This window comes from Rhizobium sp. NXC24, assembly GCF_002944315.1.
Classification (GTDB): domain Bacteria; phylum Pseudomonadota; class Alphaproteobacteria; order Rhizobiales; family Rhizobiaceae; genus Rhizobium.
Genome location: NZ_CP024311.1, coordinates 589482 through 607193, shown reverse-complemented (window position 1 = coordinate 607193; position 17712 = coordinate 589482). Strand labels below are relative to the sequence as shown.

Here is a 17712-nt window from a genome sequence, read left to right as displayed (position 1 = left end):
TTCGAATTCCTCCAATTCGCCGCCGGACTCGCATTCCGGCCTCTGATCTAGCCTTACAAAATATTGACGTTTGCGTAAACGTCAAATTTGCGCGACAAGGCGAATTTTTAGGTAGGGTAACGGACTAAGCCGGCGATCAGGCGAGAGTTTGTTTAAAAGCCCGGCGGCTGAACATGGCATTCAGCGTTGTGCGCAGAGGGCGTTCGATGAGGTAGTAGCTTGCCACACCGCAGGCGATACCCATCATGAGCAGAAAAACGGAAGGGAGCAGATGCAAGCCCGTCAGCTTGAAAAAAGGCTCCTGCCACAGGTAGATCGAGAAGGAGCATTGCCCGAAAAAGCGGAGCACATCGCCCTCAAAACTCCTGCGGAACCATGGCGCGGAATATTCGATCCCGATAACCGCCATCGCCAACAGGATCGTCTTGACGCCGAAAAAGACCGTAGCATCCAGACCAAATATCCGCGCCAAGATCGCGCTCGCCAAAGCGCATGGCGCGATCCATGTCCAACTATCCCGATGCAGTCTCGGTCTGAGAATAAGGTAGAAGGCTGCGGAGATGAAAATCCCTGCCATGGAAACATCGGTACGCAACATCACCAAACCCGGGTCTCCCTCCGTCGTATGGAGCCGAACCACACCGTTGACCAAGGCCATTAATCCGGCCGTGAGAATGAGGCCCGAGGTGATGGATTTGCTCCGCGAGCGACTGGCGAAAGCGATCAGGCCCAGGAGGATGTAGCTGTGCTCCTCGACGCACAGGGACCAGATATGATCCAGCAGGGAAAGGGGGAGCCCATAAATGGTGGCATAGTTCAAGGTGAAGGTCAGCGCAAAAGCGGCGACTTTCAGGCCAAATTCACCGATGGTACCGTGAAACGCCAGGCCGGTGATCAATACGAAAACAACCAATGTCGGATAAACGCGCGCAAACCGTCTGGCGAAGAACATCGGAAGCGGCATCTGTTTGACAAACAGAATGTCCGCCATCAATCGCCCCGACAGCACGAAGAACAGATCGACGCCGAAAGTGCTGAAGCCGGGCATATATACGTCGGCTCCGAAATGGCCCATCAACACCATGATGACCGCCAGCCCGCGCCATCCATCCAGGGCCGGGATGTAATGTGCCGGATCCGATTCACGGGCAATGGATGGCGGCACGCGTTCGGCTCCCAGGGAAATTCAAGTCATTCCACGGTCTCACAACTCAATTGAGAAAAGTATAACACCCCTCAATTTTAAGGATTTGCGCCGCGGCCACCGAGCCACGACAACGCCAAGGAATGATTGACGCTCAATGCGCCCATCTCGCTCGCGACAGCGTCGTCGATTTCATAAGAACATGAGCATATTCAATAACAAGACCAAAATAAAAGGTTAAGATTTCGGCAAAATTTAACGGGTTGTTTACTACGTTTCGTGAATTGTGCGGGATGAGCAGCGATGCTTTGCGTTTCTTTCATCTTTTGCTTGATGGAGCGCCGTTTCGCGGTTCAGCCTGAGGAAAGCCTAATAAACTATTTCTTTCCGAACGGTGGGATGCGGTCTGCGCGTGAATCCGCGAAGCTGCCTTTCCACAAGCAAGATGGCCTTTGAGTGGTCCATATGTCGAAGCGAGCAAGAAGATGAGCGGATCGCGATCAAATCCTACCGGCACGGGCGACTGGACGTCGCTGGATGCGTTGAGCCGCACCATCGAGGGGCTGGAAGCGCGCATCGAAGGCCTGATGGGCACGGCTGCAGCCCGGGACACGCACCAGCGTGTGGCAAACGGGTATGCCGCGGCACCTGAGCGGGCGCCAATGCCGGAACGCGCTTCCCTTTCGGACCGCACACCACGCACTGAGCGCGAAGCCTATGCCCCGCGCCCGTATGAACGTCCGCTCCGCACCGAACGTGCGGAAACCGATCTACGGTCCGACCCGCTTGCCGAAATCCGCCAGCGCCAACGTGCGCTCGAGGCAAGCCGCGAGCGCCTGCACACACGCCGCGAGGAAGCTCCAATTGCCGAACGGCCGCTGCTTGGCGCGCGTGTTGGCGAAAATCCGGCTTCGCGCCAGCCGCTGCCTTCGGCGCTGCGCTCCGCCCCCGAAAACTCCGTCGATATCGCCCAGGCGCTGGTCAATCTGCGGCAGGACCTCAAGCGGGACATTGCCGAGAGCGTTACCCGCGAAGTCAGCGCACTGCGGGCTGAAATCCGTGATATCCGCAACAATGCCGAGGACAAGCATTTCGCCGCCGATGTGCGCGAGGACATGGCGCGGCTTGCCGACAGCATCAGCCAGCTCGCCGGTCATCCCGGCCAGCCGGAAACGGCCGGCCTGAAGGCAGAGTTCGAAGAACTGCGCTCGCTGATGGACGGGCTCGCCCGCGAGGATTCGCTGCACCACGTCGAACGCCAGGTCCAGGCGATCGACACGACCGGTCTTCAGGACGAGCTGGTATCGCTCGCCTACCGCCTGGACGATATCAAGCAGCATCTGGGCAGCATGAGCGACAGCCCCGCCGTGCACGCGTTGGAAAACAAGCTGCTGTCGATCGCCACCGCCGTTGAAAGCTTTGGCGGCATGATACAGCCGCAGGATCAAGCGATGCAGCGGCTCGAAGGCCGCATCAGCGGCCTCGCCGATCAGCTCGACATGATGAGCCGCGACGCCGCGCGGCGCCAGCCGACGGACGATCTTTCCGGACGCCTCGAGGCGCTGGCGATGCGCATCGATGAACTCGGCAATGCCAAAGCGGCTGCCCGGCTGGAAGAGCGCTTGGATCAGCTTTCCTACCTGATGGAGCGCTCGCAGAAGTCGGCGCCGCAACCGGAACTGATCAACCACCTCGCCGATATCTCCCGCAAGATCGATGCGCTGGAACAGGGCTCGGTCGACCATGCACTGGCCGAACGGCTGGATTACCTGGCCCGGCGCATCGACGAAATCGACTTCCATCCGCCGCATCCGGCCGCAAACCTCGACGATGGTTCCGTCCGCCGGCTGGAAGGCCGTCTCTCCGATATCGCCATGCGGCTGGAGGCGAGCACGGCAGCACCGCCGACCGATACACAGGCGCTGCGCAATCTCGAAGAGCAGATCGCCCATCTGTCGACGCTGCTGACGAACGAGCCGCGCGCCGTTGCCGACCAAATTCCCGCCGATCTCGACCGCCGCATGAGCGCGATCGAAGATTATATGGCGACCAATGACGAGTACATCATCGAGGCTGCCCGCCATGCGGCGGAAGCCGTCGTTGAGGCCTACTCGCGTGAAGGCATGCTCGGACACGGCGTAGCGTCCGCCGACATGTCGGCGATGACCGCGCTTGCGGAAGACCTTCGCCATCTCGAAGACCTCAGCCGCAGCAGCGACGAACGCACCCACCGCACCTTCGAGGCGCTGCACGACACGTTGCTGCAGATCGCCGACCGGCTGGACCACATGGAACATCGCCAGCCGGCGCCTGCCATGCCCGCCGCAAATTTCGAGAGCGACGCTTTTGCCCCTTCCGACACGACGGCGGTGAAGCCGCCTTCGGCCGCACCGCAGAAGGCCGGGCCGGTCATCCGTACCGTCGCGCCTGCCGAAACCGCAGCATCGCCGGAAGCCGTCGTCGCGCAAGCGGTCGATGCCGTCACCAAGGCGGAGATCAAGGCCGCGGCAAAGAAGGATGGGGGGAAAACCAGCCTGCTCGCCAGCCTCGGCAGACGTTTCTTCATGCCCGAGAAGGCCGAACCCATCTTCCTGCCCGACCGGCCCGTCATCGAGCAGGCGCCGTCGATCGATCCGGTCGACATGATGCCCGCCGAGGAAGCGAATGAGCTGCTCGAGCCGGGCTCGGGCGCGCCTGATATCAAGAAGATCCTGGAACGCGTGCGCGCCAGCCAGAATGCCGCACGCAATGGCACCGTCAAACAACCGAGCGAAAACGAGCGCGCCGACTATATCGCCGCCGCTCGCCGCGCCGCGCAGGCGGCCGCGATGGAAGTGGACCAGACGCAGCGCTCGGCTCCCACCCCCAAGAGCGGCGAGAAGAAACGCGGCGCATTCTCGCGCTTCCGCCGGCCGATCCTGCTCGCGGTCGGTGCGGCCCTGCTCGCCATTATGGCCTTCCCGCTCGTTAACACGCTGACGCGCGGCCAGAAGGCGCCACCACCGGCCGAAGTCTCGGTGCTGACCTCGGCTGCCGAAAGTACGACGACAAGCGGCACAGCCGCCAATGCAGCTCAGATGCCGGCATCGGCGGCTCAGGCGGCAACGAATACGTCCACGACACAGGCACCGGCGACACAGGCTTCGGTCGCCGATGCCGGAGGAGCCGCGCAATCCTCCGCAACGCCGGCAAATCCGGTCGTCGCGCCGACGAACGATCATCTGACGGCCGCAGCACCGCTCGACGGCAACTCCACCAGCGAAACCCTGACGCCGGCCAGCAGCGCCGCACCGGCTCAGCAAACCGCAGCCTTCGTTCCCGCCAACACCACGGCAACCCCGGCACCTGCCGGGGCTGAGGCATCCCCGCCGGCCACCGCGATCACCGTGCCTGACGGCATCCAGCCGCCGACCCTCGTTTCCGCCGCCAAATCCGGCGACCCCGTCGCTCTGTTCGAAATCGGCGCGCGCTACACGGATGGCCGCGGCGTGGCAACCGACCTCAAGCAGGCGGCAAGCTGGTATCAGCTTTCCGCCGACAAGGGTTTCGCGCCGGCGCAATACCGGCTCGCCAGCATGTACGAGAAGGGCAATGGCCTCGAGCGCGATCTCGCCAAAGCCAAGCAATATTACGAGCAGGCCGCCGATCAGGGTAATGCCAGCGCTATGCACAACCTTGCCGTCCTCTACGCCTCGGGTGCGGCCGGTCCACAGGATTATCCGACGGCGGCGAACTGGTTCATCAAGGCGGCCAATCTCGGCGTATCCGACAGCCAGTTCAACCTCGCCATCCTCTATGCGCGCGGCAATGGCGTGAAGCAGGACCTGCAGGAATCCTACAAATGGTTCGCAATCGCCGCCAAGGGTGGCGACAAGGACGCAGCGCAGAAGCGCGACGAAGTGGCGAACGCCATGAAGCAGGACGAGCTTGAAAGCGCCCGCGCCAAGGTCGATCTCTGGAAGGCGCAACCGCTCGACGCCAAGGCGAACGGCACGACCATCCCCGAGGAATGGACGACCGGCAAAGGTGTCAACACCGCCTCGATCGACATGAAGAAGGCGATCCGCAACATCCAGGCGATCCTCAACAACAACGGCTTCGATGCCGGCACGCCGGATGGCAATATGGGCGGCAAGACCGTCGCCGCGCTGAAGAGCTTCCAGAAATCGGTCGGCCTGCCGCAGGACGGCCGGGTGACAGATCAGGTCGTCAAGGAACTTCTGGCCCGCAACAAATAAGAAGGCTTCATTTCCGATCGAGATGGAGCCTTCGAACCCGCTGACGCTGCGATGCGCGATCTCGAGCCACGTCTTTCAGGCGAAAGCCCGTTTTGCCTTGATGCTGTTCTCATTGCGGCTGCCGATTGCGTGATCAACTCATCGGCACATTTGCGAAATTCGGTAGCAAATGCCACCGACCCACAAGGGCCGATCGCTTGGCGCCAGTAGCGGCTTTGCCCCGATCTAATACTGTCGTCGCCCTCCTTCGACATCGTGCAGCAACGCTGGCGGACGGTTCGCTGCAGGTCAGCGTCCAAGGCTGCCAGCGGCGGCGATGATCTCCGCCGCGGTCGGGAAGATGGAGAGGCTGTTCGGTCCGTCGAGCGCTTCGATTTGTGCCCAGCCGATGGTGCCGTTCGCATCAACCAGGAAGTGCCCGACGAGCTGGGTAGCGTGGCTCTCGAATATTGCATTATCGGCTTCATCAAGCTCGAAGCGGTCCTTGGCGTTGAGTACCGTGTTGGCTTCCATCGGGTGTAGCGGTTCTGGCAGCTCGCCTGTTGAGTTGATGCGTGCCGCTTGGAATTGTGCCATCGTTACGCGATATGGCCATTCGGGCTGCTCGCTGCTCCCATCGGGCAAGAACTCGGCATGCGGCACGCCGTAGGCGCGATGTGAGCGGCAGTCCGGGTCGCATAGAAGCATTACCGGCGTCGGCCGGTGGCGGAAATATAGCCGGGCGCGTTCCACCGGCGTGTTGATAACGGCCACGGTCTCCACCCCGGCGGCGCGCAGGGTTGGCTGCACGCTGGCGAGCTGTTCTACCTGACGCCGGCAGAACGGGCAGTGCAGCCCGCGAAAGAAGCCGATCAAGAACGGGCGACCGCGCAAGTCGGCGAGAGAGACCGTTCCCTCGAAGTTGGCCGAAGCTAGCGCGAACGCGGGCGCGGAATCTCCAGGCTGCAGCAGGCGCTTCTGGTCTCCCATGGAATAATTCCTTTTTCGTATTGTCCAGGTGAACGACCGAAATTCAACTGTATCACTTGTCGGAAGAAGGCCAAGTGCTCCGGCCACGCGCCGGCTTTGCCTTGCTGTGAAAATCGTCACACAATCGCGGAAAATGCCGCGTTAGAGTGAAATGAACAATGCGATAGCTGAATGACGCCATGGTTTTTCCTAAGGCTCTGGCAATCATTTCAGATTAGAATCGTCTGTTTAAAGGGGAAATTGTTCACAACTATCCGTTCGTTTGGGCTCGGATAGCTGCAACTGGGATCAGACCGTGACGATCTATCTGCCGATCGCAGAACTGTCGGTGAATATCTTTATTATTCTCGGCATGGGCGCCGCCGTTGGGTTTCTCTCCGGCATGTTTGGTGTCGGCGGCGGCTTTCTGATCACGCCGCTTCTGATCTTCTACAACATTCCGCCCGTCGTCGCCGTCGCCACCGGCGCCAACCAGGTCGTCGCCTCGTCGATCTCGGGCGCCATCACGCATTTTCGCCGCGGCTCGCTGGATATGAAGCTCGGCACGGTGCTGTTGATCGGCGGCCTTACCGGCGCCACTGTCGGCATCTGGATCTTTTCGCTGCTCCGGCGCATCGGCCAGCTCGATCTCTTCATCTCGTTGCTTTACGTCGTCTTTCTCGGCACGATCGGCGGGTTGATGCTGTGGGAGAGCCTGAACGCGATGCGTCGTGCCGCCCGCAACGAGCCTGCGATGCCCCGCAGGCCCGGCCATCATAGCTGGGTGCACCGCCTGCCGCTGAAGATGCGCTTCAAGAAGTCGAAGATCTATCTGAGCGTCATTCCCGTAATTGGCCTCGGTTTCGGCATCGGCATCCTGACCTCAGTCATGGGCGTCGGCGGCGGCTTCATCATGGTGCCGGCGATGATCTATCTGCTGCGCATCCCGACCAATGTCGTCGTCGGCACCTCGCTGTTCCAGATCATCTTCGTCACCGCCTACACGACCGTCGTGCAGGCCGCGACCAATTATTCCGTCGATATCGTGCTGGCCTTCCTGCTGATGGTGGCGGGCGTCGTCGGTGCGCAATACGGCGTGCGGGTCGGCCAGAAACTGCGCGGCGAACAATTGCGCGCCTTGCTCGGCCTCCTCGTACTTGCCGTCGGCCTTCGCCTGGCGATTGCCCTGGTGGTCACGCCGGCCGATATCTATTCCGTCGTGCTCGAAGGAGCGGGCCGATGAGACGTTTCGGCCCGATGCTCGCAGCCGGTCTCCTGCTTGCACCATTGAGTGCAAAGGCGCAGGTGCTGCTCGACCAGCCGACGACCTCCACGACCGCGCGCGAGACGATGGAGATCGGCACTTCAACCAGCGAAATCGCCATCACCTCCGATTTCACCGGTGCCGACCTGACGATCTTCGGCGCGCTTTCCAACACCGACCAATTGCTGCTGGCGATCGGCCAATACGACATCGTCGTCGTGCTGGAGGGACCGCGCGAGAACGCCACGGTGCGCAAAAAGGAACGTGTCTTCGGCATCTGGGTCAATACCCGGTCGATGACCTTCGAGCATGTGCCGCAGGCCTATTCGCTGTCGAGCACGCGCGCAGTCGACAACATCACCGCGCCGCTCGAACTGAACGACCGCGGCATCGGCGTGGATCATATTCAGCTAACTCCAGTCGGTTTCGTCGGCAGCGGCGCGGATGTGCCGGAATTCCGCCAGGCCTTCCGGCGGCTGCAGGAGATCGGCGGCCTCTACGAAAGCGACCCGGCCGGCGTGCGCTTCGTCAGCTCCAGCCTGTTCAGGGCAACGTTGAGGTTGCCTGCGGACGTTCCGAACGGCGTGCATACCGTGCGCGCCTATCTCTTCAAGAGCGGCAAATTCCTGACCGATAAATCCCTGCCGCTGCGCGTCATCAAGACCGGCATCGAGCAAACGATCACCGATGCCGCCCATGAACGCCCCATCGCCTATGGCGCGTTTTCGGTGCTGCTGGCGCTGATTACGGGATGGACGGCGAGCTTCGTGTTCCGGAAGAGCTGATCAGGCGCTCCTCTTCCGCTCCACCACGTCCAGATAGGCTTCCGTCAGCCGGCCGAGCACCGACGGTGTTCCCGGCGGCAACACCTTGCCCAAGTGCTTTGCCCGCAGCTCGTCCATGAAATCCTCCCAGAGCTTCGGCCCGCCATCTTCCAGCAGTTCCGCGCGGATCGACAGTTCTTCCGAGACTGGCAGATGCTTGCGGCCCCAAGCCCCCATGTGGGCAAAGAGCGGCACGAGGTCGATCGCCATTTCGGTGAGGCTGTAGACGGCCTTCTGCTTGTGGGTCGGATCGTCGTCTCGGGTCAAAAGCCCACGCTCGACCAGCCGCTTCAATCGGTCCGCGAGGATGTTGGAGGCAATCCCCTCCTCCGAGTTCTGCAGCAGCTCGCGGAAATGCCGACGATTGCCGAACATGATGTCCCGGATGATGATCAAACTCCAGCGGTCACCCAGGATTTCCAAGGTGAGATTGACCGGGCAGCCGGAGCGATTGAGCGCGTCCATAAGGTTCTCCAAAAACTGCTTGCACTTTGCCACCAGTCGCGCTAATTTTCAACTGCTTGCTTTTAGCAACCGGTTTTGATTATGATACGGTTATCACCAAGGAGGAGACCGATGAGAAAGCTTGTTGTCTGGAATCTCATGACGCTTGACGGTTATTTCGAGGGAACGAAACCCTGGGACCTCGACTTCCATATGCTCGCCTGGGGCGACGAGCTGGAAAACTACGCGAAAGAGCTTGGCCAGGAAGGCGATCTGCTGATCTTCGGCCGCAAAACCTATGAAGGCATGGCCGCCTATTGGACGAGTGCGACGGAGACACCCGATATCGCCGCCTATATGAATGGCATCGCCAAGATCGCCGCCTCGCGGACGATGGACACGGCGGAGTGGAACAATACCCGCGTCGTTCGCGACATCGTCGCTGAAGTCAGGAAACTGAAGGAAGAGCCGGGCAAAACGATGTTCGTCTTCGGCAGCGCCGAAGTGACGGATACGCTTCTGAAAGCAGGACTGGTGAACGAAATCCGCATCTGCCTCGTCCCCGTTGTTCTCGGCCGCGGCAACCCGCATTTCAAGCCGGCGGCGGAACAGATTCCGATGAAGCTGCTCGAATCCACGCCGCTGAAGACCGGCGCGGTGATCCTGCGCTACGAGCCCGCGAAAGTGGCTTAGGCAGAGAGATTGCCGAAGCGTACCGAATAGATGCGGTCGCGGCCGAGCACATGGGCAATGAGGCTTTCCCGGTCAAACAGTCCGGTCATGGCCTTGTGGCGCAGGTCCAGGCCTCCGGTCATGATGCCGAAGGCAGGCATCAGCAGGCGGGCGCCGTCGGTGGCGAAACACGGGCGGCGAACGGATCTGTCGCGACGGCGGACAGTGGCAGACGGATGCAGATGGCCGGCGATCTCGCCGGCCTGCTGGCCGCCCCTCGGTTCATGGCGGAAGGTCAGTCCACCATAATGCATCTCATCGACGGAGCTACCGGGCAGATCGACCGTGCCATCCGGATCGTGATTGCCGTTGATCCATATCCATTCGCGGCCACGCGCCATATTGATGATCAGGCTGCGGAATTCTTCCGGCAGATGTGCCGAGCCGACGCGGTCATGGAAATTGTCGCCGAGCGAGACGACGAGCTTCGGATCGTAGCGGGAAATGACGGCGGCAAGCACGGTCAGCGTCGCCAGCGTATCGTAAGGCGGCAACAGCATGCCGCGCCGCGCGAAGGCTGCTCCCTTTTCCAGATGCAGATCGGAAACAACGAGGATGCCGGCATCCGGCAGATAAAGAGCCCCGAGCGGATCGCAGACGGCGGCAACACCATGAACGGCGGTCTCGACGCCCGAGGCAGGCGTCAATCCGTTCCTGACTTGGCCGTTCATCTCTCGCGCAAGCGCCAGGCGGTTCATCAACTTGGTCTGCCTTCGTTGTTTGGCATGTTTTATTCCATGGCCTCGCGGATCAGATCGTCAGCCGCTTCCGCCAGCACCACATCATGTGCCTCGCCCGGTACCGGCACCTTGCCGATTTCCAGCATCACCGGCACGGCGAGCGGCGAAATGTGGTCCAGCGCCCGGTGGGTGATGTGCCCCTTGATTCGCTTCAGCATATCCCCAAGACGGCCAATTTCCAAAAGTCCCGTGGCAGCGTCCTGCCTTGTCGCCTGCATCAGAATATGATCGGGCTCGTGGCTGCGCAGCACGTCATAGATCAGATCGGCCGATACCGTCATCTGCCGGCCGGTCTTTTCCTTGCCGGGGTGGCGGCGCTCGATCAAGCCGGCGATGATGGCGCAATTGCGGAAGGTGCGTTTCAGCAGGAAGGATTCATCGAGCCAGGCTTCTAGATCGTCGCCGAGCATGTCTTCGTCGAAGAGATCGGAAAGGCTGAGATGGCCATTGGCGATCATCAGCCCCATGTCCTCCAGCCCCCAGATGCCGAGCGAATAATCCGTGGCGATGAAGCCCATCGGCTTTGCGCCGGCCCGCTCGAGGCGCCGCGTCAACAGCATGCCGAGCGTCTGGTGCGCCAGCCGCCCTTCGAAGGGATAGGCGACCATGTAGGCGCGGCTGCCGCGCGGAAAGGTCTCGATCAGAAACTCGTCGCGCTTCGGCAGCAGCGACCTGTCCTTCTGCAGCTCCAGCCAGTCGCGCACCTGATCCGGCAAACGATGCCGGCGATCGGGATCGTCGATCATCATGCGCACCTGATCGGCAAGGTAGGTCGACAGCGGAAACTTGCCGCCGGCATAGGAGGGGATTTTCGGATCCATGGAGAAGGTCTGCGAGGCCAGGCATTCATTCTCGCGGATACCCTCGAAACGCAGCACCTTGCCGGAGAAGAGAAAGGTATCGCCGGGCGAAAGCTGTTCGAGAAAATACTCCTCGACCTTGCCCAGCGGTGCTCCGCCGCGGCCGAGCGACCCCAACGCATTGCGCTTCACCAGCCGAATGTTCAGCATTGCCTCTTCTACGATGGTGCCGAGGTTCAGACGATATTGCTGCGCTACCTGCGGATTGGAGACGCGCCAGCGACCCTCCGGGGTCTTGCGGATGCGGGCGTAGCGTTCGTAGGTTCGGAGCGCATAACCGCCGGTGGCGACGAAATCGACGATGCGCTCGAACGTCTCCCAGGATAGGTCGGCATAGGGCGAAGCGCTGCGGATCTCGTCATAGAGCTCGAGCATGTCGAAGGGTCCGGCGCAGGCCATTCCGAGGATATGCTGAGCAAGGACATCGAGCCCGCCGGCGCCGACCGGCGGCGTATCCTGCGCGCCGACATAATTGGCGTCGAGCGCCGCCTGGCATTCCATCACCTCGAAACGATTGGCCGGCACGAGGATCGCCTTCGACGGTTCGTCCATGCGGTGGTTGGCACGGCCGATGCGCTGGGCAAGGCGGGAAGCGCCTTTTGGCGCGCCGACATGGATGACGAGATCGACATCGCCCCAGTCGATGCCGAGATCGAGCGTTGAGGTGGCGACGACCGCGCGCAGCTTGTTGGCCGCCATGGCGGCTTCGACCCTCCGGCGCTGTCCGACATCGAGCGAACCATGATGCAGCGCGATCGGCAGATTGTCGTCATTGGCCGACCACAGCTCCTGAAACAGCATTTCCGCCTGCGAACGCGTGTTGACGAAGAGAAGCGTCGTGCGATGCTCTTTCAGCTCGCGATAGATATCGGGAATGGCGTATTTGGCGGAATGGCCGGACCACGGGATATGTTCATCGGTCTTAAGGATCGAAATGTCGGGCTTGGCGCCGCCGTCGACCATCACCAGGCCGGCATGCCGTTCCATCCCCTCCTCCTGCGCCACCAGCCATTTTTGCAGGTCCATCGGTTCGGCAACCGTCGCTGACAAGCCGATGGTTTGCAGATCGGGCGCAAGCTTGCGGAGGCGCGCAAGACCGAGCGAGAGCATATGGCCGCGCTTCGACGTCACAAGGGAATGCAATTCGTCGAGGACGATGTATTTCAAATCCTTGAAGAAGCGTTCGGCTTCATGATTGGCGAGGAGCAACGCCACTTGCTCCGGCGTCGTCAGCAGAATGTCCGGCGGGTTGAGCTTCTGACGTTGCCGCTTGCCGCTGGGCGTATCGCCAGTGCGGTTTTCGACGGAAACCGGCAGGCCCATTTCCGTGACCGGTTTCATCAGATTGCGCTCGATATCGACAGCCAGCGCCTTCAGCGGCGAGATGTAGAGGGTGTGGATGCCGGTGAAGGCGGAGCCGGGCGGGATCTTGCCGCGCCTAGTCAGATCGGTGAGCGAAGGAAGAAACCCCGCCAACGTCTTGCCGGCTCCGGTCGGCGCGATCAGCAACGTGCTCTCCCCGGCTTCGGCGCGGGCCAACAATTCAAGCTGATGGGCACGCGGCTGCCATCCCTTTTCCGTAAACCAGCGGATGAAGGGGGCAGGAAGGGCAAGGCGGCGCTCGGAATCGATCTGGTCCACGAGGCAAATGTAGTCGAATTGCGGAGGATAGGAAGCAGGGGGTTGGTTGAGGGCGCTTTGTGCCATGGGTCTAACCCACCCTCCGTCATCCTCACCTCCTCCCCTTGACTCTTCACATAATCACGGATAAAAAATATCCATGATATAAAAAGGACGTACCGATGAAACTCGGCGAAGGCGTTGAGCAGGCCATACACAGCGTCGCGATGCTGGCGGGACTGTCTGAGGGCAGCGTGCTCTCGGCGGCGGCGATTGCCGAGTTTCATGGGGTGTCGGTGAGTTATCTCTTGAAGCATCTGCAGGCGCTTTCCGGCGCCGGCATTCTTGACACCGTGCCCGGGCCCAAGGGTGGCTACCGGCTGGCGCGTTTGCCGGCCAAAATCACCCTGCTAGATATCGTGCTCGCCGTCGAAGGGCCGGCGCCTGCCTTTCGCTGCGCCGAAATCCGCCAGCGCGGGCCTAACCCGCTGTCTGGAAAATACTTCGCAAAGCCGTGCGGCATCAGCGCGGCGATGCTGGCGGCCGAGCGGGTGTACCGTGCCGAGCTCGCCAAGACCACCATTGCCGATATCCTCGCCGATGTCGCGGAGACCGACGATGGTGCCATCGCGGCAAGGGGCTGCGCCTTCCTTGCCCTCAATGAACGCAGAACCATCCGATAGATCCAGAACCCAAGGAGAGAACCATGCAACCTCGTTTCAACTTCGGCAAAGCCTCGCCCGAATCCTACAAAGCTGTCGTTGCGCTGGAAAATTTCGTCCAGACCTGCGGCCTTGAGCGCCGCTTCATCCACCTGATCAAGCTCCGCGCCTCGCAGATCAACGGCTGCGCCTACTGCGTCGACATGCATGTGAAAGAAGCCCGTCACGACGGCCTCAGCGAACAGTGGATCAACCTGATGTGCGTCTGGTGGGAATCGCCCGTTTACGACGACCGCGAACGCGCCCTGCTGCGCTGGGTCGACTCCGTCACCAAGATTGCTCAGACCGGCATACCGGATGCCGACTTCGAGCCGCTGAAGCAGCATTTCAGCGAAGAGGAAATCGTCAAGATCACCGTGGCGATCGGCACGATCAACATCTGGAACCGCCTTGCCGTCGGCTTCCGCTCGCAGCATCCGATCGATAAGGACGCGAAGGCGGCCTGACCACGACTCCAGAAACGAAAAAAGCGCGGGACCGAAATCCCGCGCTTTTTTTGTTTTCCTCAGTCTCGGCGAACCGAGACCGATAACGATCAAGCAGCTTCGGAAGCGAAGCCAGCCGTCGGAACTTCCGAGATGGTCTTCAGAACCTGGGAAGCGATCTGGTAGGGGCAGCCCTGAGAGTTCGGACGACGATCTTCGAGGTAGCCCTTGTAGTCGTTCTTGATGAAGGAGTGCGGAACGCGGATCGAAGCACCGCGGTCGGCAACGCCGTAGCTGAACTTGTTCCACGGAGCAGTTTCATGCTTGCCGGTCAGGCGCATGTGGTTGTCCGGGCCGTAGACCGCAATGTGGTCATGCAGGTTCTTGTCGAACTGAGCCATGAGCGCTTCGAAATAGGCCTTGCCGCCGACTTCGCGCATGAACTTGGTCGAGAAGTTGCAGTGCATGCCCGAACCGTTCCAGTCGGTGTCGCCGAGCGGCTTGCAATGGAACTCGATATCAATGCCGTACTTTTCGCAAAGACGCAGCAGCAGGTAGCGTGCCATCCAGATCTGGTCGGCGGCCTTCTTGGAGCCCTTGCCGAAAATCTGGAATTCCCACTGGCCCTTGGCCACTTCGGCGTTGATGCCTTCATGGTTGATGCCTGCTTCGAGGCAAAGGTCGAGGTGCTCTTCAACGATTTCGCGGGCGACATCGCCGACGTTCTTGTAGCCGACGCCGGTGTAGTAGGGCCCCTGCGGAGCCGGGTAGCCGGATTCCGGGAAGCCGAGCGGACGGCCGTCCTGGTAGAAGAAGTATTCCTGCTCGAAGCCGAACCAGGCGTCTTCGTCGTCGAGGATGGTGGCGCGGCTGTTGGACGGATGCGGCGTTACGCCGTCCGGCATCATGACTTCGCACATGACGAGGGCGCCGTTCGTACGGGCCGGATCCGGATAGATCGCTACGGGCTTCAGCACGCAATCGGAGCTGCGGCCTTCGGCCTGCATCGTCGACGAACCGTCGAAGCCCCAAAGCGGAAGCTCTTCAAGCTTCGGAAAATCAGCAAATTCCTTGATCTGCGTTTTACCGCGCAGGTTCGGTACCGGGGTGTACCCGTCGAGCCAGATATACTCGAGCTTAAACTTCGTCATTACGCACCTCATAAGGGTTTAACTACCCGAAGCAGAGAAAATTCGAAGGCGCCCGCCCGGAAATCTTCGCCACCTACGGCCGCCATGTGACATGCATTTGACATGCCAATTTGAGCGAGATGCGCTGCCGTTCGAAGAAAAATGCACAAATCGGAGTCAATTTTTGCCGATTTTCCATCGCCCCAGCTCGGATTCTCTCAAAATCGTGAGCAACTTGGCCGAAAGGTGCTGCCAACTTGTCGCAGTGCGGCAGATTCGAAGCAGCGCAACAATTAGGCGCCCGAAAACCACATTCCAACGCCACAAAACCTCAAAATTGCCTATAAATTCAACCTTTTGCATTTTTTTTGGGCACATCTCTCAAAAATGGCCTCCGACTCTGCTATATATAAGCTGTCTCTTGAAGCGCGCCCGCTGAACACCAAAAAGGGAGAGACATTGCAATGGCAACCAGCCCTCAACACGAAACGGCAAAGATTTTTCAGTTTCCCATCAAGACCCGAACCGTCCCGGCTGCCGGCCAACGCGATCAGGTGAACCTTGATCCCGATATCGGCCCGCGCATCGCGACGGCTGCTTTCGATAGCTGGTATCACGAAGCCGCCATTACGGAGTCCGACCAGACCCGCAAGCAATAGACGTTACCGCTCACCTATAGCGCGATATAGCGATCCGGCCATGGGCCGGTCAGGCGGATTTCTGGGTAACGAACAAAATGCCTTGCACCGGTTTTCCGGCATCCATGCGAATGATGCTGCGCGCGAGACTGAGGACAACAAAGCCACGAGCGGCCAATATCGTCCTGACATAGGCTTCCGAATGGGCGAAACGCAGGGAGTCGCGCAGAAGATAACCTTCCTCCTCTCCCGCATCCTCGACGGAAAAAGCGAACACGGCCCCGGAGACGGCTAGTTCCCCGACGATTGTCATGACGCTCTGAAGATTGCCGAGGTACATCAGCACGTCGGCGGCGGTAATCAAGTCGGCCCGTGCCGGCGTGAGCTCGCCGTCGAAAACGCCAGACTGGGGCGGAGGCAGCGAAAGATCGGCTTGTCCCAGGTGATCATAAATCCCCTTCTCCGCTGCCCTGGCGAGCATGCCTTTCGACAGGTCGAACCCTTCCAGCCGATCGACCCGCGTGCGGATTTCCGGACCGAATAGGCCCGTGCCGCAGCCGAGATCGACGGCAAGACGGAAATGCCCGGAAATGCCGGCCGTGTCGGCGACCAAAGCCGCAAGCTTCTGCGGGACACTGTAGTCGAGTTTTTCGACCAGCGATGTCTCGAAGCGATCGGCATAGTCGTCGAAGAGGCGCTCGACATAGCGGCTCGGCGGTTGGTCGGGCAGTTCGGCCGCTCCCAGAACCGAAAGCTTCAGCCGGGCGCCGAAGACATCGCCGGCATCGAGGGCCAGAACCTTTGTCAGCGCCTCGATGGCACCCTCTGTATTTCCCGCTTTTTCACGATAAGTCGCCAGGGTGAACCAGCCTGCGGCCCAGCCAGGCGTCAGTTCCAGCGCCTGCTCCATCAATTCGGCAGCGCTTGCCGGCTCACCGCTTTCGGCGAGCATCTTCGCATAGTCTGCGCGACGGTCGGCAATGACGTCGCCGGAGGAAAGCTCAGTCGGCAGCATGATCTCAGCCCTGTTTGATACCCGCCTTTGGACGCGGCCACAAAAAAACTCAAGTCCTATTTCAGGCAGACACATGTTTCAGGTAAGCACGGTTCGGTGCGCACTGTTTCGGTACGCATCGGGCAAAAGCGCTTGCGAGTCGCAAGCCGCAGCCTTATCTCAAAACCGCTCGACAGGCATTATGGAGACAGCCGCATGTCCGATCAGGTGAACAGGTTCCTCGGCGACTCGCCCGGCCGTACACTCGTGAAGCTTATCATCGTGTCGCTGATCGTCGGTTTCGTGATGAAATTCTTCGGCTGGCGGCCGCTCGACTTCCTCTATGGTCTCCGGCGCTTCCTCCTCGATCTCTGGCACAGCGGCTTTGCTGCGCTCGGCGAGTTCGGCGATTACATGCTGCTCGGCGCCACCATTGTCATTCCGCTCTTCATCATCCTCCGCCTTATCAATTACCGTCGCTGATATGATCCCCAAAATTCCGCTTTCCACGCGGCGCCCCGCGCTGCGCCTCACGGGCCTAGCGCTCGCCGCCGTCCTCGCGAGCTGCGCCACGCAGCCCACCCATGTTTCCAACACGCCGGCCAAAGACGAGACAGCTTCCGCGCTGCCGCTCGTCAACTCCCTGCGCGCCAAGAACGGGCTACCGCCACTGAAGATCGATCCAGCGGCCAGCACGGCGGCGATCTACCAGGCCAAACGGATGGCCGACGCCGGCAGGATGGAACATCTGATGGGTATCGGCGACAACTTCGGCACGCGCGTCAAGGCGAGCGGCGTCAAGTTGCCGGCGGCCGAAAACATTGCCGAGGGTCAGCGCGACGTGAACGCCGCGGTGACGGCCTGGATCAATTCGCCGAAGCATTTGCACAACATGCTCGGCAAATATAACGGTCTCGGCGTCGCCCTCGCCTACACCCCCTCTTCCAATGACAAGCCCTACTGGTCCATGGTGCTCTCTTCGAATTGAA

Annotated in this window: 16 protein-coding genes; 9 read left to right on the top strand and 7 right to left on the bottom strand. The window is 60.7% G+C overall.

Annotation, left to right across the window (positions count from 1 at the left end; all coding sequences use genetic code 11):
• Positions 1-136: 136 nt before the first annotated feature.
• Entirely contained in the window at positions 137-1165 is a 1029-nt protein-coding gene (locus NXC24_RS03025; RefSeq protein WP_245463922.1) for an acyltransferase, read from the bottom strand.
• Positions 1166-1629: 464 nt separating this feature from the next.
• Between NXC24_RS03025 and NXC24_RS03020 the strand changes: the two genes are divergently transcribed.
• Positions 1630-5382: a peptidoglycan-binding protein gene (locus NXC24_RS03020; RefSeq protein ID WP_104824978.1), complete on the top strand. Its 3753-nt coding sequence runs from the start codon at positions 1630-1632 to the stop codon at positions 5380-5382.
• A 288-nt stretch (positions 5383-5670) separates the two neighbouring features.
• On the opposite strand, the gene NXC24_RS03015 is transcribed toward NXC24_RS03020, so the two are convergent.
• A complete protein-coding gene (locus NXC24_RS03015; RefSeq protein ID WP_104821950.1) occupies positions 5671-6351 on the bottom strand; it encodes a redoxin domain-containing protein in 681 nt (226 codons plus the stop codon).
• A 295-nt stretch (positions 6352-6646) separates the two neighbouring features.
• Here NXC24_RS03015 and NXC24_RS03010 point away from each other — a divergent pair, with 295 nt between their 5' ends.
• Together NXC24_RS03010 and NXC24_RS03005 are read left to right on the top strand one after the other, a co-directional pair.
• Positions 6647-7573, top strand: a complete 927-nt coding sequence (locus NXC24_RS03010; RefSeq protein WP_104824977.1) for a sulfite exporter TauE/SafE family protein — start codon at positions 6647-6649, stop codon at positions 7571-7573.
• A complete protein-coding gene (locus NXC24_RS03005) occupies positions 7570-8379 on the top strand; it encodes a TIGR02186 family protein (RefSeq protein ID WP_104821949.1) in 810 nt (269 codons plus the stop codon). Before NXC24_RS03010 ends, NXC24_RS03005 begins: the two co-directional genes overlap by 4 nt.
• Here NXC24_RS03005 and NXC24_RS03000 read toward each other — a convergent pair whose 3' ends face one another.
• On the bottom strand, positions 8380-8883 hold the full coding sequence (locus NXC24_RS03000) for a helix-turn-helix domain-containing protein (RefSeq protein WP_104821948.1): 504 nt from the start codon (positions 8881-8883) through the stop codon (positions 8380-8382). It lies immediately after the preceding gene.
• Positions 8884-8994: 111 nt separating this feature from the next.
• Between NXC24_RS03000 and NXC24_RS02995 the strand changes: the two genes are divergently transcribed.
• Positions 8995-9555, top strand: a complete 561-nt coding sequence (locus NXC24_RS02995) for a dihydrofolate reductase family protein (RefSeq protein WP_104821947.1) — start codon at positions 8995-8997, stop codon at positions 9553-9555.
• On the opposite strand, the gene pdeM is transcribed toward NXC24_RS02995, so the two are convergent.
• Both pdeM and NXC24_RS02985 read right to left on the bottom strand, forming a co-directional pair.
• On the bottom strand, positions 9552-10292 hold the full coding sequence (gene pdeM, locus NXC24_RS02990; RefSeq protein ID WP_104821946.1) for a ligase-associated DNA damage response endonuclease PdeM: 741 nt from the start codon (positions 10290-10292) through the stop codon (positions 9552-9554). The two genes, NXC24_RS02995 and pdeM, sit on opposite strands and share 4 nt — an antisense overlap.
• A gap of 32 nt (positions 10293-10324) precedes the next feature.
• Positions 10325-12835, bottom strand: a complete 2511-nt coding sequence (locus tag NXC24_RS02985; RefSeq protein WP_104824976.1) for a ligase-associated DNA damage response DEXH box helicase — start codon at positions 12833-12835, stop codon at positions 10325-10327.
• Between the two features lie 161 nt (positions 12836-12996).
• Here NXC24_RS02985 and NXC24_RS02980 point away from each other — a divergent pair, with 161 nt between their 5' ends.
• Both NXC24_RS02980 and NXC24_RS02975 read left to right on the top strand, forming a co-directional pair.
• On the top strand, positions 12997-13497 hold the full coding sequence (locus NXC24_RS02980; protein ID WP_104821945.1) for an Rrf2 family transcriptional regulator: 501 nt from the start codon (positions 12997-12999) through the stop codon (positions 13495-13497).
• Positions 13498-13520: 23 nt separating this feature from the next.
• The gene (locus NXC24_RS02975) at positions 13521-13982 is read left to right on the top strand and encodes a carboxymuconolactone decarboxylase family protein (protein ID WP_104821944.1); all 462 of its coding nucleotides are present in this window, start codon (positions 13521-13523) and stop codon (positions 13980-13982) included.
• 89 nt (positions 13983-14071) lie between these two features.
• Here NXC24_RS02975 and NXC24_RS02970 read toward each other — a convergent pair whose 3' ends face one another.
• Complete coding sequence (locus NXC24_RS02970) at positions 14072-15112, bottom strand: glutamine synthetase beta-grasp domain-containing protein (protein WP_104821943.1); 1041 nt, start codon at positions 15110-15112, stop codon at positions 14072-14074.
• 443 nt (positions 15113-15555) lie between these two features.
• Here NXC24_RS02970 and NXC24_RS02960 point away from each other — a divergent pair, with 443 nt between their 5' ends.
• Complete coding sequence (locus NXC24_RS02960; RefSeq protein WP_104821941.1) at positions 15556-15750, top strand: DUF2735 domain-containing protein; 195 nt, start codon at positions 15556-15558, stop codon at positions 15748-15750.
• Between the two features lie 49 nt (positions 15751-15799).
• Here the strand turns inward: NXC24_RS02960 and NXC24_RS02955 are convergent, their stop codons facing one another.
• Positions 15800-16744 (bottom strand): methyltransferase, encoded by a 945-nt coding sequence (locus tag NXC24_RS02955; protein ID WP_104821940.1) that lies wholly within the window; start codon positions 16742-16744, stop codon positions 15800-15802.
• 195 nt (positions 16745-16939) lie between these two features.
• On the opposite strand from NXC24_RS02955, the gene NXC24_RS02950 reads away from it, so the two are divergent.
• Positions 16940-17206, top strand: coding sequence for a DUF6460 domain-containing protein (locus NXC24_RS02950; RefSeq protein WP_104821939.1), 267 nt, complete (start codon positions 16940-16942; stop codon positions 17204-17206).
• Positions 17207-17210: 4 nt separating this feature from the next.
• Positions 17211-17711: a CAP domain-containing protein gene (locus tag NXC24_RS02945; protein WP_199773560.1), complete on the top strand. Its 501-nt coding sequence runs from the start codon at positions 17211-17213 to the stop codon at positions 17709-17711.
• Position 17712 lies beyond the last annotated feature (1 nt).